Genomic DNA, 22001 nt, shown 5'->3' with positions numbered 1-22001 from the left:
CAAGTCCGAAGTTTTATTTAAGGTGTAGTCGTTTTTAAAGACTGATTTGTTTCTACTTTAAGTAAAAACGGTACATATTGTTGAATAACCAGCTGCTCGGCTTCCAATATTGGCATATGGCCGACATTCTCTAAAATAACCGGAGGTTGGGCATTCTTTAAAAGTCGTTTTAGTTCACTTGCTACTTCTACGTTAATAATCTTATCTTGCTTACCCCATAAAATCAGTGTTGGTGCATCGATTGTCTTGGTGAGCACTGCAAATGAATCTGGCGTGTAGACTTTATTGAGTGCAATAAGCTGATCAACCAGTTTTTGCGTTTGAGGCGCCTGATTAATCATGAGCTTTTCTTGAGCTTGAAGGAACTCTTTAGGAATAAATGGAGGATTAAACATGGTTTGCTTTAACAAATAATTAAAGTCACCTTTTTTAGATACTAAAAGTTGTTTTAAGTAAGCTGGATCTTTTAGGTAAATTGTATTTGCAGAACGGAAAATACCGCCACTATCAACCAAGAATAGACTTTTAGTTTCAAATGGATATTGTCCAGCATAGAGTAGGGCAATCGAACCACCAAGTGAGTGGCCGGCAATATGAATTGGGCCTTTTAAATTGGCAGCTTCAACAAATCGACGTAACTTTTCAGCAAGATTAGGTACTGAGTAATCGAAATCCTGTGCAACTAAGGTTTCACCACTACCCGGTAAGTCTGGAATAATAACGTGGTAATTTGCTGTGAGATAACGCGCAACTCGGTTCCAGTTATCACGACTCCCTCCTAATCCATGAATAAGGAGCAATGTCGGTTTAGCAGTAGAACCACCTTCACTATATGACCATGTCACCTCACCAACTTTTAAACTTTTACTTTGTAAACCTGCCCAACTGCGCTCTTGCTGTAAAATATTCTGAAAGTTTATATCTATGGTATCAGCTGCTTGCGTCTGAAAAACACCTGTTATTGTTGTAAGGCTACAAGCCAAGGCAAGTGCCATAGCTGTTTTCTTTATGGTTGTTTTGGTTGATACAAACAGCGTCGTCATAAGATTTCATCCTTGAGGCATAAGCGAGTTTGAAAATTATTGAAAAACTTTGCCAATGAGTCATTTGCCAAATGATCAAAAGGAGAAAAATTATAGTCAATCCGAGAACCAATGTATGTCTATTTTTTCGCTAAACAGTAAGGAATTTGCGATAAACATTACATTCAAATAGAGATCGTATTTTTAAATTTTTTCATGGAAAAGGATTTAATTTTTTGTCAGTGACATTCAAATTTTGACACATTAAAATGATTTCCAACCTTGAAAAAACAATGGAAATATAAAATGCCTACCGCGCAAGAAGTTTTAGATCGTCTGAAAGCTGGTAATCAACGATTTGTAAATGGAAATAGTTCCCTTGCAAAAACCTTATCGCATCATGAACGCGCTGAAATGGCAAAGGATCAAAATCCGTTTGCGATTGTATTAGGTTGTTCAGATTCACGTGTTCCAGCAGAAATGGTATTTGATCAAGGTCTTGGTGACTTATTCGTAATCCGTGTTGCTGGTAATGTGGTTGCTCCTTCACAAGTCGGTAGTGTTGAGTTCGCGGCAGAACGCTATGACTGTCCAGTTGTTGTTGTATTAGGACATAGTCATTGTGGCGCTATTCAGGCGACAATTGATACGTTAATGAATCCTGATCACCCGCCATCATCTAACTTAATGTCGATTGTGAACCGTGTTCGTCCATCAGTTGAAATTTTAATGCAGACTGATTTAAAAAATGATTTGAAAAAACTTTCATGTCATGCGGTACGTTCAAACGTTTTTGCTTCGGTAAATCAATTACGTCATGGTTCGGCTGTGTTAGAGAGCCTGATTGCGAAAGGTGAGTTGATTGTTGTTGGTGCAGAATATTCGCTAGAAACTGGTGAAGTAACCTTCTTTGATTTCTGATTATATTAATAATAATGCTTAAAACTAAAAGGTGCCTATAGGGCACCTTTTATATATGGATAAGCTAAATTAAGTAATTTTGACTGTGCTTGAGCATTTGGATGAATCAAGTCATTTTGCATAAGCTGTTTTTGACCTGCGACTCCATCAAGAAAAAACGGTAGTAATTTCACCTGATATTTTTGGCTGACAACTTTATAGTTATTTTCAAAAGCTTTGCTATATGCAGCCCCATAATTTGGCGGAATTTTCATGCCAAAAAGAATAACTTGGGCTTTTTGTTTTTGGCTTAATTGAATGAGTTGATCCAGATTTTTTTGAATCATTTGAGGTGGTTGACCACGTAAGCCATCATTTCCGCCTAATTCAATCACGACCACATTTGGTTTATAAGTCTGTAATAGCTTAGGTAATCGGGCTAAAGCGCCGCTGGTTGTTTCTCCACTAACACTTGCATTGACCACTTTGTGTTGTTTGGGATACTGTTGGTCTAAGCGTTTTTGCAGTAATTGCACCCAACCTTGTTTGGGATCAATTCCGTAACCGGCACTAATACTATCTCCTAAAATTAAAATAGTTTTCGCCGATACAAGCATAGGCAACATACTTAATGAGATGAGCATGATGCTTTTAGAACCAATCAAAAAAGATTTAGACATTTGTACTTCGACCCTGATTCTGAATACATAGGACTTTTTACATCATGCCACAACCCATCATTGCTGCCCATCAAGTTACACAAACTATTCAGATTAACCAAAATCAGTTTACGATTTTAAAAGATATCGATTTAGAGATTTTTGAAGGGGAACAGGTGGCAATTACTGGGCGTTCTGGTTCAGGTAAATCAACATTATTGGGAATTTTGGCAACTTTAGATCAACCCTCTGAAGGTGAAGTTTGGCTGTGTGGGCAAGCTGTTCATCAGCTAACAGAGGAACAACGTGCTCAAATTAGAATGCAGCACATTGGTTTCGTATTTCAGTCTTTTCAACTTTTACCTCAGTTGAGTGCACTTGAAAATGTGATGTTGCCCTTACGATTACGTAAAGATTTTGATTATAAAACCGCCGAGAAAAAAGCTTTAGATTGGTTGCATCGAGTAGGTCTTAGTCGTCAGGTTGAACAAACGCCTAAAGTCTTATCTGGAGGGGAGCAACAACGTGTGGCGATTGCACGAGCTCTTATTGCAGAACCACAGATTATTTTTGCGGATGAACCGACAGGAAACTTAGATGGTCAGACAGCACAAGAAATTGAAAGCTTGCTCTTTGATTTAAATCGAGAGTTAGGTACGACTCTGATCTTAGTGACTCATGATCGTAATTTAGCAGCCCTTTGTCAGCGTCATGTTGAGTTAGATGACGGCCGACTAAAGACAGTACAGGGTGGTTAAATTATGCGTAATCTTCTCAAACCACTTTTGCTACAAAGTTTTCGTACGGGTGGATTATATCTACTCATTATTGCTTTATCGCTTGCGATTAGTGCAACCACAGCCCTGAAATTTAGTAATGACCAAGTTAAAAATGCAGTCAGTCTGCAAGCTTCGCAAATGCTGGGTGCAGATTTAGTTCTGTCGAATAACGAGCCTATCGAACAGCCATGGAAACAAAGAGCAGAGCAGCTTGGTTTAAAGCAAACCAATGTCACTCTATTTAGTTCTATGGCTCATACACAAGATCAGTTTGTCATGGTCAATGTAAAAGCGATAGAACCTGCGTTTCCACTCAGAGGACAGCTTGAAATTGCGCCAAAAACTCAAGCGATTCAATCTGGTGAAGTCTGGCTAAGCCAAAGAGCAGCGGATTTATTAAAAGTAAAAAGAGGAGATATTGTTTCTATTGCTGACGGTACCTTCCGTTTTAGCGGCGTGATTGTGCGTGATTCAAATCAGGAACTGGGTTTTTCAGGTTTTTCTCCAACAGTTATTATTCATCGAGCCGATATTGCTAAAACACATGCAATTCAAACTGGCAGTAGAATCGATTATCGCCTGTTAATGTCTGGTAACCTTGAACAAGTTCAGGCATTTTCAAAGCAATTTAAGCAACAGCATCAACCTTCTAAAGAAGCAGATGAAGCGGCGGGTCTACGTTTACGTGATGCGAGTGAATCAAATAGTCGGTTATTACGCCCGCTTGAAAACCTAGATACCTTTTTGCAATTAGCCAATATTTTAACGATTTTGTTGTGTGGAATTGCCATCGCTTTAACGAGTCAAAGATATGTTCAGCAAAACCAAGATCATATTGGACTTCTTAGATGCTTAGGCGCTAGTAAGCTCCAAATTTTATGGGCCTATATTGGATTGCTTTGCATTGTCAGTGCGATTTCAATTGTGATGGGCAGCCTATTAGGTTTAGTCATGGGGTATGGACTGCTGCAACTTATGCTGCAATTGATTCCTCAATTAGAGTTAAGTTTTTCGCTAATACCACTTTTCCTTGGGCCTTTACCAATCGCTATTTTTACGAGTGTGATTGTGCTGCTCGGTTTTATTTTGCCAAGCATTTGGGAGCTTTTAAATACACCTCCAATTCGGGTGATTCGCGAAGAAGCCAAATCTCGTAAATCTTTATTCTTTATGTTTTTTGCTGGTATTAGCAGTCTGATTGTTTTTAGTTTGGTGTTGAGTGAAAACTTGATGCTCAGCATTATGGTTTTGGCTGCAATTATTGTTCTTTGTATTTTGCTGTATACCGTTGTTTGGCTCGTGCTTCATAGTTTAAAAAAGATGAAAAATCGTTTGTCTTTTTATATTCGTTCTCCTTCGCAAAGTGCCTTACAAATTACTGCACTGGCTTTAGGCTTAAGCCTTATTACAGTACTCAGTGTATTAAGAACAGATTTATTACAGCGTTGGCAGCAACAGCTTCCTGAAGGAACGCCTAATCAATTTGTATATGGTTTACCTCCATTCGATTTAAAACCTTTTGAGCAACAGTTAAAGGAACATGGTTGGCAAAGCACGCCGTTATATCCAAATATCCGAGGCAGACTGGTAGCAAAGAATAATGTACCCTTTTCAGAAGAAGCCATAAAACAAAATAACTCTTTGCGTCGTGAATTGAATTTAACGCAATCAAATCAATTGCCGAATGACAACGCAATTACAAAAGGACAAATCCAGTTTAATGGCGTGGGGCAAGTTTCAGTCGAAAGTAAAACTGCCGAAAGTTTAGGAATCCAAATTGGAGACAAGCTGACCTTTAGCCTGCCCGAAGGTACATTACAAGCCAAAGTTGTAAATTTCCGGAGTGTAGAGTGGGAAAGCTTTAGCCCTAACTTTTTCTTTATTTTTTCTCCTAAAACCTTAGATGAAAATGCTGGAAGTTATTTAGGGAGTTTTTATGTACCTAAGCAAGATCAACCTAAAATGATCAATATTATTCAGCAGTTCTCAAATACAGTATTTATTGATGTTGATCGAATTTTAGATGAAGTAAAACGCTTAATGAATGTCTTGGTCAAAATAGTGACTGTACTGGCAGCGTTGGTTGGTTTTTCAGGCGTATTAGTACTGATTGCATGTTTAAACCTATTAATGGATGAGCGACGCCGTGAGGTTGCTTTACTACGCTCATTTGGTTTATCTAAAAATAAAATGAAGCAAATGCTCAGTTTTGAGATTGGGTTTCTTGGTCTGTTAGCAGGCATAGTTGCCTGCTGTTTTGCGGAGGTGATTAGTGCGATTGCTAGTTATAAAATGAATATGGCAATACAGTGGCATTTTGAAATATGGCTGATTTTACCTTTTGGCATGATGCTCATTTGTGCATTGATTGGTCGTTATCGACTCGGTTATCTTTGCAACTTACCACCTTTACAAAGCTTGAGAGAATTAAATCAGCTTTAACTTAAGGAATAATGCCAGGATTTTGGATTATGATTTCATGCCATAGCGGAAGTAAAGGTGAGTTGAGTTGTACACAGTACATATAAAAACCACCCGTAATGATTACTGCGCCTAATAAGCCTAAAATCTTGAGCACATTTTTAAACTTACTGACGTAGCTTAAGTACCACATTAGTGCAAGGAATGCTCCAATAACCATGCCGCCAATATGTGCGGCATTATTAATACCAGTTGCGACAAAACCAAAAATAAGGTTGATTGCCATAATCATTAATAATGCTTTTTTATCGAGTATGTAGGCTTGATGCGGAAGTGGTGGAAATAAGGAAAGGACTGTTAACGCAGCACCTAATCCCATTACGGCACCTGAAGCACCTGCACTGACATGAGGAAGTAAGCTCTGGTCAAAATGTTGCAGTAATTCATGTCCATTTTGAATGGTCATATAACTACTTAAAAGGCTACCAAATAAGCCAGCAAGTAAATACATGCCTACAAAATAGAAGCGACCAAATAGTGACTCGGCAACATTACCGAAAATATATAAGGCCCACATGTTGAGCATGAGATGGACTAGACCAAAATGAAAAAACATGCTGGTAAATAGACGTTCAGGCTGCCCAGAAAAAGTAAGTGGTGTAAAATCAGCTCCCCAATGAATAGCATCTTTCATGGCTGGGTCACTAATATCGACTCCAGATAGAATTTGCCAGACAAACAAACCTACATTGATTGCGATGAGCAGGGCGGTCAGCCACCAAGTTTGTACATTGAGTTTACGTTTAATGTGCGGAGGCTGATATTGAGTCATGCTATGCTTTTGTTATATATGAACATGCTTTACAGCTTAACATGAAAAAAGTTGAATACAGGAGATCAGGACGAACATGAAAGCTTTTATTGTTCGCGTGTTGTTAATTTTTATTGGGGCGATTCTCCTTATTCAACTTTGGATTTTTTCGAGTTTGGTTTGGTGGCGGACACATGAAGTGGATACGACCATGTTCATGCGAATTGATTATTGGTCTGATACATCAGAGCCAATTGTCCATCAGTGGTTGGATTATGATGATATTAGCGATAATTTTAAACATGCGATTTTAGCAGGCGAAGATGCAAAATTTATCCATCATCATGGCTTTGATTGGCAAGGCATTCGTTTTGCCCTCGAGCGAAATAATGAAGAGGGTGAAGTAGTTGCGGGTGGTTCTACCGTGTCTCAACAGCTTGCAAAGAACTTGTTTTTATACAACAAACGTTCATTTATTCGTAAAGGCCAAGAAACGGTCGCGACTTGGATGATGGAGCGGATGTGGTCAAAACGCCGAATTCTTGAAGTGTATATGAACTCTGTTGAATTCGGTAAGAATTTGTACGGTGTTGAAGCAGCCGCTCATCATTATTATGGTAAAAGTGCTAAAAGCTTAACGCGTGAACAAGCTGCTTTCTTAGCTGCGTTATTGCCTGATCCGAAATATTATCAAGATCACCGTAACGATCATAAACTACAATATAGAAAACGCGTTATTTTACGTTATATGAATAGCACCCAGATTCCTGAATAAAGCTGTTTTAAAGATGTGTAAATTTTTTAGTTTTTACCAAATTGTCATATTTTTGCAGCATACTGGTTTACAGAGATTTTGGCTGGATAGAGAATAGAGTTAGACATGAATACAGCGATTACAGCAACAACGAACCCAATAGAATACAGTTATAATGACCGTTATATAAATCGTGAATTGTCTATTCTTGACTTCCATTTGCGTGTATTGGAGCAAGCGGTAGACCCTTTACATCCATTACTTGAGCGAATGAATTTCTTGCTCATTTTTTCGCGTAATCTCGATGAGTTCTTTGAAATTCGTGTTGCGGGAGTGATGGAACAATTTTCTCTAGGCAATGAAAGTCGTAGCCCTGATGGCCTTACCCCAAGACAGGTTTTACAAAAAATCTCTGAAACTGCTCATGCTGCGATTGAGCGTCAATATCGAATTTTAAATGAGGAAATCTTACCTAAGTTACGTGAAGAGGATATTTGCTTCCTACGTCGTGGTGAGTTAACTCCAGCGCAATCTGCTTGGGTGAAAAAATATTTTCAGGAACAAGTTGCACCTGTATTAACACCAATTAGCTTAGATCCAGCACATCCGTTTCCTCGACTTGTTAATAAAAGCTTGAACTTCATTATTACGCTTGAAGGTAAAGATGCTTTTGGTCGTCAAATTGATTTGGCTGTCGTACCTGCGCCACGTTCATTACCTCGCGTTGTACGCCTACCAGACGAATTAACAGGTGGAAAAGAACATCATGTGATGTTATCGGCAATTATCCATGAACATGTGTCTGATTTATTTCCTGGAATGACAGCAACTGGTTGTTACCAATTCCGTGTTACACGTAATGCAGATTTGGCACTGAATGAAGATGTTGAAGACTTAGCTAAAGCATTAAAAGGTGAATTAAGTTCTCGACGTTTTGGCCGTGCAGTTCGCTTGGAAGTAACCCATAACTGCCCACAGCATATTTATGAGTACTTACTGGAAGAGTTCGATTTAACTGATGAGCAATTATATAAAGTTGATGGTCCAGTAAACTTAGCTCGTCTAGTTTCAAACTTTAAACGTCCTCATTTGCGTTATGACTCGCATACGCCAGTTGTGCCTAAAGTGTTTAAAAAGACCGAGAGTATTTTCTCGGCAATGCAGAAGCAAGATATTTTACTGCATCATCCGTTTGAATCTTTTGCTCCTGTAATTCAGCTACTTCGTGAAGCTGCTCGCGATCCGCAAGTATTAGCAATTAAGCAGACGTTATATCGCAGTGGTGCTGATTCTGAGATTGTGCAAATTTTGGCAGAAGCGGCGCGTAATGGAAAAGAAGTTATTGCCGTTATTGAATTACGTGCTCGCTTTGATGAAGAATCAAATATTGAAGTAGCAAACGTTTTACAAGAAGCTGGAGCAGTCGTTGTTTACGGTATTGTAGGTTATAAAACCCACGCCAAAATGATTATGGTCGTGCGCCGTGAAAATAATAAATTGGTACGTTATGTTCATTTAGGAACGGGTAACTACCATGCGATGAATGCCCGAATTTATACCGATTATGGTCTCATGACCACAGATAAAGATCTGTGTGAAGACGTACATCGTATATTCCAAGAATTGACTGGTATGGGCAAAATGGCGAAATTGAAAAAGCTATTACATGCACCATTTACCTTACATGCTCAGCTCATTAACTTTATTGATGAAGAAATTGCCAATGCTAAAGCAGGCCGTAAAGCTCAGATCATTGTTAAAGTAAATGCATTAACAGAAGTCCAGTTAATCAATAAATTGTATGAAGCTTCTCAAGCGGGTGTTCAAATTGACCTGATTATCCGTTCGATTTGCTGCTTACGTCCAGGTTTGCCGAACCTGTCGGAGAATATCCGAGTACGTTCAATTGTAGGACGTTTCCTTGAGCATACTCGTGTTTATTACTTCAGTAATAATGGCGATGCACGTATTTACTGTTCAAGTGCAGACTGGATGGACCGTAATTTATTTAATCGTGTAGAAGCGTGTTTCCCTGTTGAAGACCCTGCATTGAAAAAACGTATTTATCAACAAGGTTTGGTAAATTACTTACAAGATAATCAACAGGCTTGGTTGCTTCAAGGGGATGGCACTTGGATTCGTGCTGAGCCAGCAGAGGGTGAAAAATTGCATAATGCTCAAAGGGCATTATTAGAAATTATTAAATAATGAACTTTTAAGACTAAATAAAAGCCGACATTTTGTCGGCTTTTTTAATTGACTGAAATTCAAAGTAATTTAGTTAGTTTTTCTAAATGGTTGCTGGATAAACGATAATAATTTGAAGCACTGCAATATGTTTTGAAAATATGTGATTTTTTACATAAAACATTGAATTTTAAAAATATACAAATCACGAGAAATCTACTTTAATAGGCCGCATTAAATATACTTAACTTTGGTAAATGAATAAGATGCAATGCTTTATTAGAAGTTTACTTATTAAAATACTTTTGGGGATAATACCAGTGACCGCTTACGCAGATCAGAAGTGTTATGGAGATATCATCGTCTTTCAAAGATTTGATGATCAAGCGATATATCCTTATTTTGTAAATCCTTCTAATGATAAAGCTAACAAAAGTGGAGAGAAAAATAAAAAAATAATCATCCAAAAAAGAAAACCAAAACAAGATGAGTTTTTAGCCCAAAAGAAAGTTGAAGATGTTCACACCAAGAAAATAGAAGAAAAGAAAAACTTTGACAGTAAAAAGCAACTTGATGCAGCTGTCGCTAAAGAAATCTTGGAAAATGGTGAAAAGAAATGGATGGTACAAGTTGCGCTAGCCTCTAATCAAAATAAGGCAAATATGGTTCAGTCGCAATTAGAAGCAAAAGGGTACAAGGTTGTAACCAGTGCAACGACTAAAGGCATACGGGTCATGGTCGACCCTGCAAATGACTATGCCATTGCACAAATTATTAGAGAAAAAATTATTGCTGATAATAGTTTGAATATGCCATCTGCTTGGGTGTTTAAGTGGGCATCTTTAACGCCGCAATAAAATAAAAAGGAGTCCGAAGACTCCTTTTTTTATTCATGTATTCTTGTCGTGATTTTCTGCATAATTTGCAGTAATACATCGAACTCACTTTGCAATGGTGTACTTTTACGAGTCACTAAAGCTAAAGTACGGCTCGGAGCATCTTCAATTGGTTTTGCAGTAATCTGATCATTAAACTTGATCATACTATTTTCAATTGCAATTTCTGGTAAAAGCGTAAAGCCTAAATCAGAAGAAACCATTTCAACTAACGTTGGTAAAGAACTTGCTTTTAAACGGTTGTCGTTTTTACGCTCACCGATCGGGCACGCACTTAAAACGTGGTCACGTAAACAGTGGCCTTCTTCAAGCAAAATTAATCTTGATAAATCAAGATCATCTAGAGAGTTTGCTTGAAGAGCATTTGTATCTTGCTTACTACATACAAGGTACAAGTTTTCTTTCGAAATTTCAGCGACTTTTAGGCCTCTAGTGTCAAACGGTAGAGCAAGAACGATCATGTCTAGATTACCGTGTTCTAAACGCTCTACAATTTTTTCACTTTGTGCTTCATGCAAATGCAGCTGAATTTTAGGCAACTGCTGATGCACTTCATCAAGTAACCGTGTCAGGATAAAAGGTGCAATTGTTGGAATAACACCCAAATGCAAATCACCCGTTAACGGCTCACTCATTTCACGGCTCAAACGCATTAAATCTTGAGCATCTGCTAGTAGTACACGGGCGCGAGCAACGACTTGTTCACCTAAAGGTGTTAAACGCACATTCTGGCGATCACGTTCTACCAAAACGCCACCTAATAACCGTTCAAGCTCCATAATGCCGCCTGATAAAGTCGATTGAGTGACAAAAGAGCGGCGTGCTGCTTCAGTAAAATGCAAAGTTTCCGACAACGTAACTAAATATGATAGCTGTCTTAATGAGGGTAATGCAGCCATAGTGTCCTAGTCTGATGATTTAAAATGATGCGCAAATAAACCGCTAAGCTGTGGAATAAAATGTGCAGGGATATCATGCCCCATTCCATCAATTAATTCAAACTTAGCACCGGAAATTGCTTTTGCTACAGCCTTACCGTGGCTAGGCGGAAGTAAGCGATCGCGAGAGCCATGTAGGACTAAAGCGGGTTGCTTAATTTCACGGTCGAGTTGTAGTAAAGAGCCTGTACATAATATTGCTAAAAACTGTTGAAGTACACCAGCAGGATAGTAGCTACGCTGATAAAGCTTACGCGCTGTTTGTATTGCTTCAATCTGGTTGATATAACCAGGTGAACCAATCAATTGAAATAGTTTTAAACTATGATTAACAATACCTTCTTCGTCACGTGACTCGGGTTTACCAATTAAACTCAAAAGTTGTTTCGGAAAAGGAGGTGGTAAAAAAGGCTGGTTGTTGCTTGTAAACATAAGCCCTAACTTCTCAACCTTTTCTGGATATTTTGCTGCAAGAATTTGAGCAATCATCCCACCCATTGATGCACCAATTACATGTGCTTTGTTGACGCCTAAGCGGTCAATCAGCATAGATACATCATCTGCCATATCATGCAGCGTATAAGGTGCACCCTGATTAGCGAGTCCAAGTGCAAAGCGGCCCATCAATTTGACAGTATTTAAGCGTTTACCTTCGTGACGTACTTTTGAAGAAAGGCCAATATCACGGTTATCAAAACGAATAACACGAAATCCTTGATCAATCAGCGATTTACAGAAAAAATCTGGCCAAAAAAGCATTTGGGCGCCAAGACCCATAATCAGCAAAATGGTTGGATGCTCTGGCTTTCCACCGACTTCTACATGTAACTCAATTCCATTGCCTAAGTTGACTTTGGTTTCTTGCATGAAAGATGTATACGGTGAAATGTTAAACTGTAAGGCGCTATTCATGTTATTCATTCCTTAAAGGAATACTCTCTAACTGAGTATTCCTGATACAAACCTTATGCTTGGGCTGGAATAAGATCTGGAACAAGCTTTGTTAAAGTTAAGCGTTGTTTACCTGCGGTTGCACCTAACAATACAAAACCACGCAATGTTCCGTCATTGTCAATTGCTTTGGCAAGCATACCATCGTCGAACTCTTCTGTTTCCCAGTTCACTTCTACATCAACTGGAGCTGGCAAAACTGTAAGTGGAGCGGCTGGCGTTTTTACTGCAACTGGCATAGCAGGGTAGTGCACAGCAGTTTGTTGTCCACTGAGTGTTTTAGCGAGAGCACGAGCCTGTTGCATAATCGGCATTACATATGGCAGTAAAGTACCGTTTACCTCCGCACAATCCCCAATTGCGTAGATGTCTGCTTGATTTGTTTCTAGTAAGCCATTGGTAATAATTCCCCGGCTTGTTTGAATATCTGCACTTTTAGCAAGTGAAATATTTGGCTGTAAACCAATCGCAGAAAGAACAAGGTCCGCAACCAATGTTTGTCCGTTTGCGAGTGTTATCGCATAGTCTTCGCCATTATTAATTTTGCTTACTTTTTCAACCGTGGTTCCAAGTGCAAATTTTACTCCAGCTTCCTCAAGATTTTGTTGGAAAGCAGAAGCAATATGCCCTGGAAGTAAACGGCCTAATGGTTGAGGAGCCAAATCAATCACAGTGATGTCATATTCACTATGCAGTAAGTCGTTGGCAAATTCACAACCAATTAAACCAGCACCTAAAATAACAACACGTTTATCTTTACGCTGAGCTAGATTTTCACGGAAAGCGCGGTAATCAATCAATGAGTTCACAACATGAATGTCATCGCTACCATCACCTGCAATTGCAAGGCGAATTGGGTTAGCACCCACGGCTAAAATCAGTTTTGAATAGGGTTGATTCGACGTTACACCATCTTTTTCTAGAACAAGTTCATGGCGTTCAGCTAAAATCTCTTTTACAAAAGTAAAAGGCTCAATACGCATATTGAGTTGAGTACCCATTTTAGCAGCATCACCTAAAGGAATTTGTTCTGGTGCTTTTTTACCTGCAAATGCATTTGATAATGTTGGCTTTGCATAGTTCACTGCATCATCCGCACAAATCATCACAAGTTCTTGCTCTGGGCTAAGCTTACGGAACTCACGTGCTAAGGTATAACCCGCCATGCCTGATCCGATAATGACGATAGGATGCATTTTTTTCTCCAGAGTTAGAATTATTTATTTAATACGGTGATTGGTAATATTCGTAAAAAAGACCATGTCAATCATGGCCTTTTACTTTACGCTCTTAGATTTCGATCATTTCGAAGTCAGCTTTTGAAACGCCGCAATCAGGGCAAGTCCAGTCATCAGGAATATCTTCCCATTTTGTTCCAGCTGCAATGCCGTCTTGTGGCCAACCTTCCGCTTCGTCATAAATCCATCCACAAACGATACATTGATATTTTTTCATGAGACTCTCCGCACTGATAAGTTTGCTCAAAGCTGCCTTTCAGTAAAACTATTCCATCTATTAATAATGTAACTACGATCCGGTCAATAATAACCAATGTGCCTTTGATCGGATATCAAATTTTTACGCAGTTCTACATTCAAAGTAAAGTAAATAACGGAGTTTAATCATTCGTAAGCAAAGATGAATGGCAGGTTAGGACAAATAAGTGGTTATTTAGGCAAAACTTCGCCATAAACTAATAATAATTAATGCATTCTTACAGTTAATTTTATTTGTGAAAATATCATGAAATAAAGAGTGCTAAATCATTTAAAAAATTCATCTCATATGAAAGCTAAATAACAACAAACTATGATGCTACAGAATGTCATTATTAAAATCGAAAATTAAAATTTGCTGTCATTAAGACGGTATAAATCAAGGAAGTAAAATATGGAAAATTTAGTATATGAAGTGGAAATTGATGCTCCTATAGAAAAAGTGTGGGACATACTTTGGAATAGTGAGACATATAACGCTTGGACGAAATTTTTTGCACCAGATTCCTCAATGCGTACTGACTGGCAAGTAGGTGGAAAAACTTATTTTCTTGATGGCGAAGGAAATGGGATGGTTTCTACAATTGAACAAATGCAAAAACCAGAAATATTGATTTTTAAACATTTAGGAATGATTAAGGAGGGTAAAGAAGATTTAGAAAGTGAAGAAGTTAAAGGTTGGAGTGGTTCTCAAGAAAAATATTTTCTAAACCAAAAAGATAATATAACCACTTTAAAGGTTGAATTGGCCACCTTGCCCGAATATATGGGCATGTTGAAAAGTGGCTTCGTTCAAGGTTTTGATGTGGTTAAAAAAATGGCTGAAGCGAAATAAAGCTTCTTTTAAACACGTATGAACCAGTTTTTTTATAATCAAACGATATAAATCTAGGACAAATATTTTTTATAAATTTTTATAATCAGATCATTAATTCGAGAAGGATAGGCCAAGCGATGATGTCCACCTTCAAACGTTTCAATATTCATGTAGGGTGCAAGTTTTTCTTGGACCTGATACATATCAAGTTGCTCATCTCCTAATTCTAAATAGGCCATTTTGGGATTAGAGAGCATGAGTTCATCTTCAGAAAGTTGAGGGTAGTCTGCCCGAAAATTAGGGGTAAGACTTGGATTTGCCACAATCACTGCTAATTTATGTTGAGCAGCAGTTTTTAGAGCCCAATAGCCTCCAATGCTATGACCCACCAATAAATCTGGTTTGATCGTCTGAATAGCCTGATGGTAAAAGTACTCAACAGATGCATAACTTAAGTTACGATAATCGACGTCAATACAAAATTTTTCAGGATGTAAAATGGCATGGAACTTTGTCGATTCCCGGGAAGAATCCAAGCCATGTAAAAATAGAATTTTCATTATTTACGACACAATCTCATTGATAAAATAAAAGGCAAATCGGGCCTTTTGAATATCGAGGTTATTTGGATTTTTTTATATTTTACTAAATGCTTTAAAAAATGATCTTAGCGATTGGTCTAAGTCACTTTGCCTTTAAAAAGTAGTGTTTTGTTCTATAAAATTGTCTTTTTTCATTTTTGTTTGATTGAAATCATTCGAAAAACTCCTGCAATCTGTTAGGATATAGCACTTAATTTTTACTTAATCGAGGCAGAGATGACGCAACAAAACGCTCAATCGACTTCTGAACCAACTATTTCCGAAAACGATTTAATTGCACAGCGTCATGCCAAATTAAAGCAAATCCAAGATGTTGCGAAGGAAACTGGAAAGAGTCCTTGGCCGAATACGTTTAAGCGTGAACACTACGCAGCTGATCTACAAGAACAATTTAAAGATCAGTCGAAAGAACAAATTGAAAGCGCTGAGCATGTCTATGTAAAAGTGGCTGGCCGTGTCATGTTAAACCGTGGTTCTTTCATGGTTATTCAAGATATGACAGGTCGTATTCAGCTATATGTTGACCGTAAAGGCTTACCAAAAGATATTCTTGAGACTATTAAAGGTTTAGACCTTGGTGACATTATTGCTGCCGAAGGTTATATCGGACGTTCAGGAAAAGGTGACTTATATGTTCATCTTGAAGGTTTTGAACTTCTTACAAAATCTCTTCGTCCGTTACCAGATAAATTCCATGGCTTAAATGACACAGAAGTTAAGTACCGTAAACGTTACCTTGACTTAATTGTGAATGAAGAAACACGTAAAACTTTTGAAATCCGTGCCAAAGTTGTTGCAGGTATTCGAGCATTCTTAAACAATGAACGTTTCATGGAAGTTGAAACGCCAATGATGCATGTGATTCCGGGTGGTGCGTCTGCGCGTCCGTTTGAAACACATCACAATGCTTTGGATATGCCTTTATTCTTACGTATTGCACCTGAGCTTTATTTAAAACGTTTGGTTGTTGGTGGTTTCGAACGTGTGTTTGAAATTAACCGTAACTTCCGTAATGAAGGGGTATCAACGCGTCATAACCCTGAATTTACGATGATCGAATTTTATCAAGCTTATGCTGATTATAAAGACTTGATGCAATTAACTGAAAACATGCTTGAAAAGTTGGCTTTGGATATTCTGGGTACAACTGATGTGCCTTACCAAGGTGAAGTGTTTAGCTTCAAAGGGCCATTCAAGAAAATCTCTATGTTTGATGCGATTTTAGAGAATAACCCACAATTTACGCCTGAAAATGTTGGTGACCGTGAGTTCCTTGCTCAATTTATTCGTGAAGAATTAAAAGAACAAGTTAAGCCTGGTTTTGGCTTAGGTAAGCTTCAAACGATTGTATTTGAAGAAACTGTTGAGACTAAACTTCGTCAGCCTACATTTATTACTGAATATCCAGCTGAAACTTCTCCGCTCGCTCGTCGTAATGATGACAATGCACATATTACTGATCGTTTTGAGTTTTTCATTGGTGGCCGTGAATTGGCAAATGGTTTCAGCGAGTTAAATGATCCAATTGATCAAGCTGAACGTTTCCAAGCTCAGGTTGCTGAAAAAGACGCTGGTGATGATGAAGCAATGCATTACGATGCAGAATTTGTTGAAGCGCTTGAGTATGGTTTACCACCTACCGCAGGTGAAGGTATCGGTATTGACCGTTTGGTGATGTTATTTGCCGATGCTCCAAGTATTCGTGATGTAATTTTATTCCCACATATGCGCCGTAAAGAAGGTTAATCTTCTAAAGGCAAAAAAGGCAGTATTTATACTGCCTTTTTTTATTACTTTTATATCTCAAAAACTTACCTATCTACACTAATCTTAAAATAGCGTTAAAAAATGTAATTGCACAGTTTAACAATTGCAAAGTTGTGATAAAAAATTTAAGGTGTTGCTCATAAATAACTTTGAGAATTGGCTGGCATGTTTCTAAGAAAAACACTTTCGATTGCAATATTGGCAACTGCTTCATCCGCTATTTTTGCACAAGGTTTAGTGCTAAATAATGAGGACTTACGTACAGACTTAAATTGGTTGAATCAACAAGGTGTTATCAAGATTAGCACCTCAACTTGGCCGTTAAGTGGTGATGAAATCCAGAGAGCACTCTCTCAAGCACAAGTGACGCATCCAGCTCAACAAAAAGTTATTAATTCAGTTCTTGATGCATTAAAAGCGGATAACGATACGGTTAAAGTGGGCGCTTTTGCTGAGACCGATAGCAAAAATATTCCGCAAGCATTCGGTGATAACCAAAAAGCTCAATATCAAGGTTCTTTAGAGTTTAATGCGGGCGGTGAAAACTGGGATGCAAAAATCCGAGTAAATGCAGAAAAAGATCCACAAATTGATAATGGGCAAGATGTGAATGTTGAAGGCTCATATGTTGCTGGTAAACTTTGGAATCAGTGGGTTGTAGCGGGTCAAATTCCAACATGGTGGGGTCCTGGCCATGATGGTAGCTTAATTCGTGGTGATGCTAGCCGCCCAGTTTATGGTGTAACAGCACAACGTGCGGTGCAAAATGCGTTTGATACAAAATGGTTATCTTGGATTGGGCCTTGGCAATACCAAGCTTTTGCTGGTCAATTAGATGATTATAAAATACATAATGCAAAATTAATTGGGATGCGTTTAACTGCACAACCATTTCCTGCTTTAGAACTTGGTGCTTCTAGAGCGATTCAAATTGGTGGAGATGGTCAGCCAAATAGTTTTAAAGCTTATTGGAATGCGATTATCGGTAAAGATAATGGTTGTACTGAAAATAGTTGTGTAGGCGAAGATAATGCATCTAATCAGTTAGCAGGTTTTGATGCTCGTTTGCAATTACAACCGTTGTTTAATATCCCAGTCAGTGTTTACGGACAATATGTAGGGGAAGATGAGGCGGGTGGTTTGCCATCTAAAAAAATGTATTTGGCTGGCGCTGATTATTCTTCAATAGTTAATAATATGCCTTATCAACTCTATGCTGAATGGGCTGATACACGTACCAATGGTGATGTAAGAGGAATTTCATATAATCACCACCAATATACAGATGGCTATTACCAACATGGTTACCCATTAGGCCACGCGATGGGTGGTGATGGACAAATGTACTCAGTGGGTGGTGATATCCGCTTTGATGTCATGAACCGTTTAAGTGGTCGTGCAATGGTGGTTAAAGTTAATCAATCTAACTTGGCAATCAATAAAGCATTCCCTAAAGACGATGAAATCAAAGCCCTTGATTTAACTTGGACGCATTACATCAAACCTGATCTTCCATTAAAAATTAATGGTTGGGTAAGTGATTCCGATCTAGAAGGTAATGACGCAGGTGCATCTATTGGAATTGAAATTCCATTAGAACGTAAAATGTTCGGTTTCTAAGAATAGATCATGTTTTAAAAAAGAGAAGCTATAAAAGCTTCTCTTTTTTTATGGTTTTTAGAGAAATCTAAAGACTAGAACATGATTTGCTTAAGTTGGCTACACAAGCTACGATTGTAAAGTTACGCAAGTGAATCAGCATATTACATGTATATGATGAAATCGAATATCAATATGAAAAAACAAGCAAAAGGAATCGGTTTTAAATCACTATAATGCATAACTAATGCTATAAGCCATATAAAGGCTTGTGGTTGGATTATCTATCACGAAAAATTGGAGTTGTTATGGCACTCGTTCCTCCACATGGTCTTCTAGGTGGTGGTTTAATACTACTTCTAGATTTTATGGGCAAAATGGATAGAGAAGGACGTGTTCATGACTGAATCAAGACTCACACATCTCAAGCAACTTGAAGCTGAAAGCATTCATATTATCCGTGAAGTTGCTGCTGAATTTGAAAATCCAGTCATGCTTTACTCAATTGGTAAAGACTCTGCGGTAATGCTTCACCTTGCATTAAAAGCATTTTATCCAGCGAAACTTCCATTTCCTTTATTGCATGTAGATACAGGTTGGAAGTTTAAAGACATGATCGCGTTTCGCGATAACATGGCAAAAACGCATGGCTTTGATTTAATCGTTCATCAGAACAAAGAAGGTCGTGAAGCTGGAATTAATCCATTCGATCATGGTAGTTCAAAATATACAGATATTATGAAAACCCAAGCTTTAAAACAGGCTTTGGATAAATATCAATTTGATGCTGCTTTTGGTGGTGCACGTCGTGATGAAGAAAAATCACGCGCGAAAGAACGTGTTTATTCATTCCGTGATAGTAAGCACCGTTGGGATCCTAAAAACCAGCGTCCTGAACTTTGGAATCTTTACAATGGTAAAGTGAACAAAGGTGAAAGTATTCGTGTATTCCCTTTATCTAACTGGACTGAGTTAGATATCTGGCAATATATCTATTTAGAAAATATTCAAATCGTTCCTCTTTATTTCTCTGCTGTTCGCCCAGTAGTAGAGCGTAGCGGTACATTAATCATGGTTGATGATGAACGTATGCGTTTAAAAGAAGGTGAAGTTCCACAGATGAAGTCTGTACGTTTCCGTACGCTTGGCTGTTATCCATTAACTGGTGCAGTTGAGTCTGAAGCAGATACGTTACCTGAAATTATCCAAGAGATGCTTTTAGCCACGAGTTCTGAGCGTCAAGGTCGTATGATTGACCATGATGAAGCGGGCTCAATGGAAAAGAAAAAGCAAGAAGGCTATTTCTAAGACAATTTCTAAATTTGTGGAGTTTGAGCAATGTCTCATCAATCAGAATTAATCAGTCAAGATATCTTGACCTATTTAAAGCAACATGAACAAAAAGACCTTCTGCGTTTTTTGACTTGCGGTAACGTAGATGATGGTAAAAGTACACTTATTGGGCGTCTACTCTACGATTCAAAATTGATTTACGAAGATCAATTGCAAGCTGTAACGCGCGATAGTAAAAAAGTAGGAACTACAGGTGATGCACCAGACCTGGCATTACTTGTAGATGGTTTACAAGCTGAGCGTGAGCAAGGTATTACCATTGATGTGGCTTACCGCTATTTCTCAACTGAAAAGCGTAAGTTTATTATTGCGGATACTCCAGGACATGAGCAATACACCCGTAACATGGCAACTGGTGCGTCAACTGCTGATCTTGCAATTATCTTGATTGATGCGCGTTATGGTGTGCAAACCCAAACTCGTCGCCATACGTTTATTGCTAGTTTACTTGGTATTAAAAATATCGTTGTTGCTATCAATAAAATGGACTTGGTTGAGTACTCTCCTGAACGCTTCACTGAAATTCAGATTGAATATGATGCTTTCGTAAGTCAGTTAGGTGACCGTCGTCCAGCCAATATTCAGTTTGTACCGATTTCTGCTTTAAATGGCGATAACGTAGTAAATGTTTCTGAGCATACAGCTTGGTACAAGGGTCAAACCTTGATGAGCATTCTTGAATCTGTGGAAATTAGTCGTGAATCAAACAAACACGAATTCCGTTTGCCTGTTCAATATGTGAACCGTCCAAACCTCGATTTCCGTGGTTTCGCTGGTACTGTCGCTTTAGGTGAAATCAATGTTGGTGATGAAATTGTTGCATTACCATCAGGTAAGCGCTCAACAGTTAAAGAAATCGTAACATTCGATGGAAATCTGGACCAAGCTGTTGCAGGTCAAGCTGTTACATTAACGTTGAATGATGAAATTGATATTAGCCGTGGAAACGTATTAGTACGTGCAGGTGAACAACCATTAATTTCTCGTAGTGTTCGTGCTTCAGTAGTATGGATGAATGAACATCCACTGGTGAAAGGCAAGTTGTACAACGTTAAAATTGGTACACAGACTGTTCCTGCTAAAGTAACTAACATTCACTATCGTGTGAATGTGAATACGCTTGAGCATACTCAGGTTGAAGAGCTTGAGTTAAATGCAATTGCCGACGTTGTTGTTGAGTTTGATGCACCAGTCGTATTTGATCAATATCAAGATTCACGATACACAGGTTCATTTATTTTCATTGATCGTTTAAGCAATGTAACGGTTGGTGCGGGTATGGTTGAGTCTGCGGTAGAGTGGACTGCCCATAGCAATCCTGTTACTGCTGAAGATCGTGCTGCACGTTTAGGTCAAAAACCTGCGGTGATTGGGATTTCTGCACAGTTAATCGAGAAAGCTCAAGTTTTAGAAAGCTTATTGATCCAACAAGGTGTAGTTGCGATTGCAAAAGCCAACTTAACTGCTGAGCAAATTACTTTATTGCGTGAGACAGGTGTTGTGGTTATCACTACGGCTGTGGACGGCACAGATACAGAAATTACTGCTGAAACCTTTGAAGAGGCAGCTGAAAAAGTTGTGGAATTAGTCCGTCTTTAATAGATTGAATTGATTTTGAAAAAACCCGCGTAAGCGGGTTTTTTGTATTGTGTATACTCTATATTTTTATATAACTACATCTCTAATATATGAAACTTGAAACCTTAATAAAAATGCTGAATTCTATATCGCTTCACTAGCTCTGGGAGTTTTAGAGGGAATGAAACAGGGAGTTCTTTCTCCTGAAGCTGGAATATGGTCTTTAGCAAGGTCGAGCTTTTCTAATGAACTCTTAAAATCTACAATAATTTCTAACGATCTAAAATATGTAATCGCATGTTTTGATGAGATTGATGCTTTATCTAGCTTTGATGGTGGAGAGGTAAAGCAACAGCAAATGATTGATGAATTGAAAGAGAGATGTCTAAGTTGTTTGCAGGGGGGTGATTATAAAAATCTTGATATGCAAATGACATCTTCAATAAATGATGAAGATGATTTATAGATTAC

General features: G+C 38.3%; 21 protein-coding genes and 1 pseudogene. 13 read left to right on the top strand and 9 right to left on the bottom strand.

Annotation, left to right across the window (positions count from 1 at the left end):
* Positions 1–17 precede the first annotated feature (17 nt).
* Positions 18–1043: an alpha/beta fold hydrolase gene (locus MJX77_RS00545; RefSeq protein WP_151828185.1), complete on the bottom strand. Its 1026-nt coding sequence runs from the start codon at positions 1041–1043 to the stop codon at positions 18–20.
* Between the two features lie 285 nt (positions 1044–1328).
* Between MJX77_RS00545 and MJX77_RS00540 the strand changes: the two genes are divergently transcribed.
* Positions 1329–1943, top strand: a complete 615-nt coding sequence (locus MJX77_RS00540; RefSeq protein ID WP_004793989.1) for a carbonic anhydrase — start codon at positions 1329–1331, stop codon at positions 1941–1943.
* A gap of 35 nt (positions 1944–1978) precedes the next feature.
* Here the strand turns inward: MJX77_RS00540 and MJX77_RS00535 are convergent, their stop codons facing one another.
* The gene (locus MJX77_RS00535; RefSeq protein WP_151827993.1) at positions 1979–2602 is read right to left on the bottom strand and encodes an arylesterase; all 624 of its coding nucleotides are present in this window, start codon (positions 2600–2602) and stop codon (positions 1979–1981) included.
* 44 nt (positions 2603–2646) lie between these two features.
* Here MJX77_RS00535 and MJX77_RS00530 point away from each other — a divergent pair, with 44 nt between their 5' ends.
* Together MJX77_RS00530 and MJX77_RS00525 are read left to right on the top strand one after the other, a co-directional pair.
* Positions 2647–3339, top strand: a complete 693-nt coding sequence (locus tag MJX77_RS00530; protein ID WP_005303339.1) for an ABC transporter ATP-binding protein — start codon at positions 2647–2649, stop codon at positions 3337–3339.
* 3 nt (positions 3340–3342) lie between these two features.
* Positions 3343–5802: an ABC transporter permease gene (locus MJX77_RS00525; RefSeq protein ID WP_252060294.1), complete on the top strand. Its 2460-nt coding sequence runs from the start codon at positions 3343–3345 to the stop codon at positions 5800–5802.
* 1 nt (position 5803) lies between these two features.
* Here MJX77_RS00525 and MJX77_RS00520 read toward each other — a convergent pair whose 3' ends face one another.
* Positions 5804–6613 (bottom strand): rhomboid family intramembrane serine protease, encoded by an 810-nt coding sequence (locus MJX77_RS00520; RefSeq protein WP_252060293.1) that lies wholly within the window; start codon positions 6611–6613, stop codon positions 5804–5806.
* Between the two features lie 76 nt (positions 6614–6689).
* On the opposite strand from MJX77_RS00520, the gene mtgA reads away from it, so the two are divergent.
* Together mtgA and ppk1 are read left to right on the top strand one after the other, a co-directional pair.
* Positions 6690–7367 carry a monofunctional biosynthetic peptidoglycan transglycosylase gene (mtgA, locus tag MJX77_RS00515; RefSeq protein WP_004793982.1) on the top strand — a complete coding sequence of 226 codons (678 nt, stop codon included), beginning with the start codon at positions 6690–6692 and terminating at the stop codon, positions 7365–7367.
* Positions 7368–7472: 105 nt separating this feature from the next.
* Positions 7473–9554 (top strand): polyphosphate kinase 1, encoded by a 2082-nt coding sequence (ppk1, locus tag MJX77_RS00510; protein ID WP_005303345.1) that lies wholly within the window; start codon positions 7473–7475, stop codon positions 9552–9554.
* A 59-nt stretch (positions 9555–9613) separates the two neighbouring features.
* On the opposite strand, the gene MJX77_RS00505 is transcribed toward ppk1, so the two are convergent.
* On the bottom strand, positions 9614–9742 hold the full coding sequence (locus tag MJX77_RS00505) for a hypothetical protein (RefSeq protein ID WP_081399186.1): 129 nt from the start codon (positions 9740–9742) through the stop codon (positions 9614–9616).
* Positions 9743–9799: 57 nt separating this feature from the next.
* Between MJX77_RS00505 and MJX77_RS00500 the strand changes: the two genes are divergently transcribed.
* Positions 9800–10390 (top strand): SPOR domain-containing protein, encoded by a 591-nt coding sequence (locus MJX77_RS00500; RefSeq protein ID WP_051080043.1) that lies wholly within the window; start codon positions 9800–9802, stop codon positions 10388–10390.
* A 29-nt stretch (positions 10391–10419) separates the two neighbouring features.
* On the opposite strand, the gene oxyR is transcribed toward MJX77_RS00500, so the two are convergent.
* From oxyR to rubA, 4 genes are all read right to left on the bottom strand, one after another.
* Entirely contained in the window at positions 10420–11328 is a 909-nt protein-coding gene (gene oxyR, locus MJX77_RS00495) for a LysR family transcriptional regulator OxyR (RefSeq protein WP_004793979.1), read from the bottom strand.
* 6 nt (positions 11329–11334) lie between these two features.
* Positions 11335–12279 (bottom strand): esterase EstB, encoded by a 945-nt coding sequence (gene estB / locus MJX77_RS00490; RefSeq protein ID WP_252060292.1) that lies wholly within the window; start codon positions 12277–12279, stop codon positions 11335–11337.
* Between the two features lie 53 nt (positions 12280–12332).
* A complete protein-coding gene (gene rubB, locus MJX77_RS00485) occupies positions 12333–13514 on the bottom strand; it encodes a rubredoxin reductase RubB (protein WP_252060291.1) in 1182 nt (393 codons plus the stop codon).
* 94 nt (positions 13515–13608) lie between these two features.
* Positions 13609–13773, bottom strand: a complete 165-nt coding sequence (rubA, locus tag MJX77_RS00480) for a rubredoxin RubA (RefSeq protein WP_000760495.1) — start codon at positions 13771–13773, stop codon at positions 13609–13611.
* A gap of 435 nt (positions 13774–14208) precedes the next feature.
* Here rubA and MJX77_RS00475 point away from each other — a divergent pair, with 435 nt between their 5' ends.
* A complete protein-coding gene (locus tag MJX77_RS00475; protein ID WP_005303353.1) occupies positions 14209–14649 on the top strand; it encodes an SRPBCC family protein in 441 nt (146 codons plus the stop codon).
* A gap of 53 nt (positions 14650–14702) precedes the next feature.
* Here the strand turns inward: MJX77_RS00475 and MJX77_RS00470 are convergent, their stop codons facing one another.
* A complete protein-coding gene (locus tag MJX77_RS00470; protein WP_107881118.1) occupies positions 14703–15191 on the bottom strand; it encodes a YqiA/YcfP family alpha/beta fold hydrolase in 489 nt (162 codons plus the stop codon).
* Positions 15192–15449: 258 nt separating this feature from the next.
* Between MJX77_RS00470 and lysS the strand changes: the two genes are divergently transcribed.
* The 6 genes and pseudogenes from lysS to MJX77_RS00440 all read left to right on the top strand — a co-directional run bounded on the left by lysS (position 15450) and on the right by MJX77_RS00440 (position 21996).
* Complete coding sequence (lysS, locus tag MJX77_RS00465) at positions 15450–16979, top strand: lysine--tRNA ligase (protein WP_004793971.1); 1530 nt, start codon at positions 15450–15452, stop codon at positions 16977–16979.
* Positions 16980–17165: 186 nt separating this feature from the next.
* A complete protein-coding gene (locus tag MJX77_RS00460) occupies positions 17166–18620 on the top strand; it encodes a capsule assembly Wzi family protein (RefSeq protein ID WP_252060290.1) in 1455 nt (484 codons plus the stop codon).
* A gap of 254 nt (positions 18621–18874) precedes the next feature.
* Positions 18875–19006, top strand: a complete 132-nt coding sequence (locus MJX77_RS00455; protein ID WP_002117520.1) for a hypothetical protein — start codon at positions 18875–18877, stop codon at positions 19004–19006.
* Positions 18999–19907 carry a sulfate adenylyltransferase subunit CysD gene (gene cysD, locus MJX77_RS00450; protein WP_000140408.1) on the top strand — a complete coding sequence of 303 codons (909 nt, stop codon included), beginning with the start codon at positions 18999–19001 and terminating at the stop codon, positions 19905–19907. The genes MJX77_RS00455 and cysD overlap by 8 nt, the downstream gene beginning before the upstream one ends.
* A 30-nt stretch (positions 19908–19937) precedes the next feature.
* A complete protein-coding gene (cysN, locus tag MJX77_RS00445; protein WP_252060288.1) occupies positions 19938–21551 on the top strand; it encodes a sulfate adenylyltransferase subunit CysN in 1614 nt (537 codons plus the stop codon).
* 89 nt (positions 21552–21640) lie between these two features.
* Positions 21641–21996: pseudogene (locus MJX77_RS00440) on the top strand (hypothetical protein).
* Positions 21997–22001: the final 5 nt, after the last annotated feature.

The sequence above is a fragment of the Acinetobacter sp. AHP123 genome, assembly GCF_023757925.1.
Lineage (GTDB): Bacteria > Pseudomonadota > Gammaproteobacteria > Pseudomonadales > Moraxellaceae > Acinetobacter > Acinetobacter oleivorans.
The sequence above is the reverse complement of the archived record's forward strand: the minus strand, read 5'-3'. Positions and strand labels throughout refer to the sequence as shown.

Bases quoted from the DNA above. Each gene is read 5' to 3' on its own strand.
- MJX77_RS00545 (WP_151828185.1), bottom strand. From the start codon at position 1,043: ATGACGACGCTGTTTGTATCAACCAAAACAACCATAAAGAAAACAGCT.
- MJX77_RS00540 (WP_004793989.1), top strand. From the start codon at position 1,329: ATGCCTACCGCGCAAGAAGTTTTAGATCGTCTGAAAGCTGGTAATCAA.
- MJX77_RS00535 (WP_151827993.1), bottom strand. From the start codon at position 2,602: ATGTCTAAATCTTTTTTGATTGGTTCTAAAAGCATCATGCTCATCTCA.
- MJX77_RS00530 (WP_005303339.1), top strand. From the start codon at position 2,647: ATGCCACAACCCATCATTGCTGCCCATCAAGTTACACAAACTATTCAG.
- MJX77_RS00525 (WP_252060294.1), top strand. From the start codon at position 3,343: ATGCGTAATCTTCTCAAACCACTTTTGCTACAAAGTTTTCGTACGGGT.
- MJX77_RS00520 (WP_252060293.1), bottom strand. From the start codon at position 6,613: ATGACTCAATATCAGCCTCCGCACATTAAACGTAAACTCAATGTACAA.
- mtgA (WP_004793982.1), top strand. From the start codon at position 6,690: ATGAAAGCTTTTATTGTTCGCGTGTTGTTAATTTTTATTGGGGCGATT.
- ppk1 (WP_005303345.1), top strand. From the start codon at position 7,473: ATGAATACAGCGATTACAGCAACAACGAACCCAATAGAATACAGTTAT.
- MJX77_RS00500 (WP_051080043.1), top strand. From the start codon at position 9,800: ATGCAATGCTTTATTAGAAGTTTACTTATTAAAATACTTTTGGGGATA.
- oxyR (WP_004793979.1), bottom strand. From the start codon at position 11,328: ATGGCTGCATTACCCTCATTAAGACAGCTATCATATTTAGTTACGTTG.
- estB (WP_252060292.1), bottom strand. From the start codon at position 12,279: ATGAATAGCGCCTTACAGTTTAACATTTCACCGTATACATCTTTCATG.
- rubB (WP_252060291.1), bottom strand. From the start codon at position 13,514: ATGCATCCTATCGTCATTATCGGATCAGGCATGGCGGGTTATACCTTA.
- rubA (WP_000760495.1), bottom strand. From the start codon at position 13,773: ATGAAAAAATATCAATGTATCGTTTGTGGATGGATTTATGACGAAGCG.
- MJX77_RS00475 (WP_005303353.1), top strand. From the start codon at position 14,209: ATGGAAAATTTAGTATATGAAGTGGAAATTGATGCTCCTATAGAAAAA.
- MJX77_RS00470 (WP_107881118.1), bottom strand. From the start codon at position 15,191: ATGAAAATTCTATTTTTACATGGCTTGGATTCTTCCCGGGAATCGACA.
- lysS (WP_004793971.1), top strand. From the start codon at position 15,450: ATGACGCAACAAAACGCTCAATCGACTTCTGAACCAACTATTTCCGAA.
- MJX77_RS00460 (WP_252060290.1), top strand. From the start codon at position 17,166: ATGTTTCTAAGAAAAACACTTTCGATTGCAATATTGGCAACTGCTTCA.
- cysD (WP_000140408.1), top strand. From the start codon at position 18,999: ATGACTGAATCAAGACTCACACATCTCAAGCAACTTGAAGCTGAAAGC.
- cysN (WP_252060288.1), top strand. From the start codon at position 19,938: ATGTCTCATCAATCAGAATTAATCAGTCAAGATATCTTGACCTATTTA.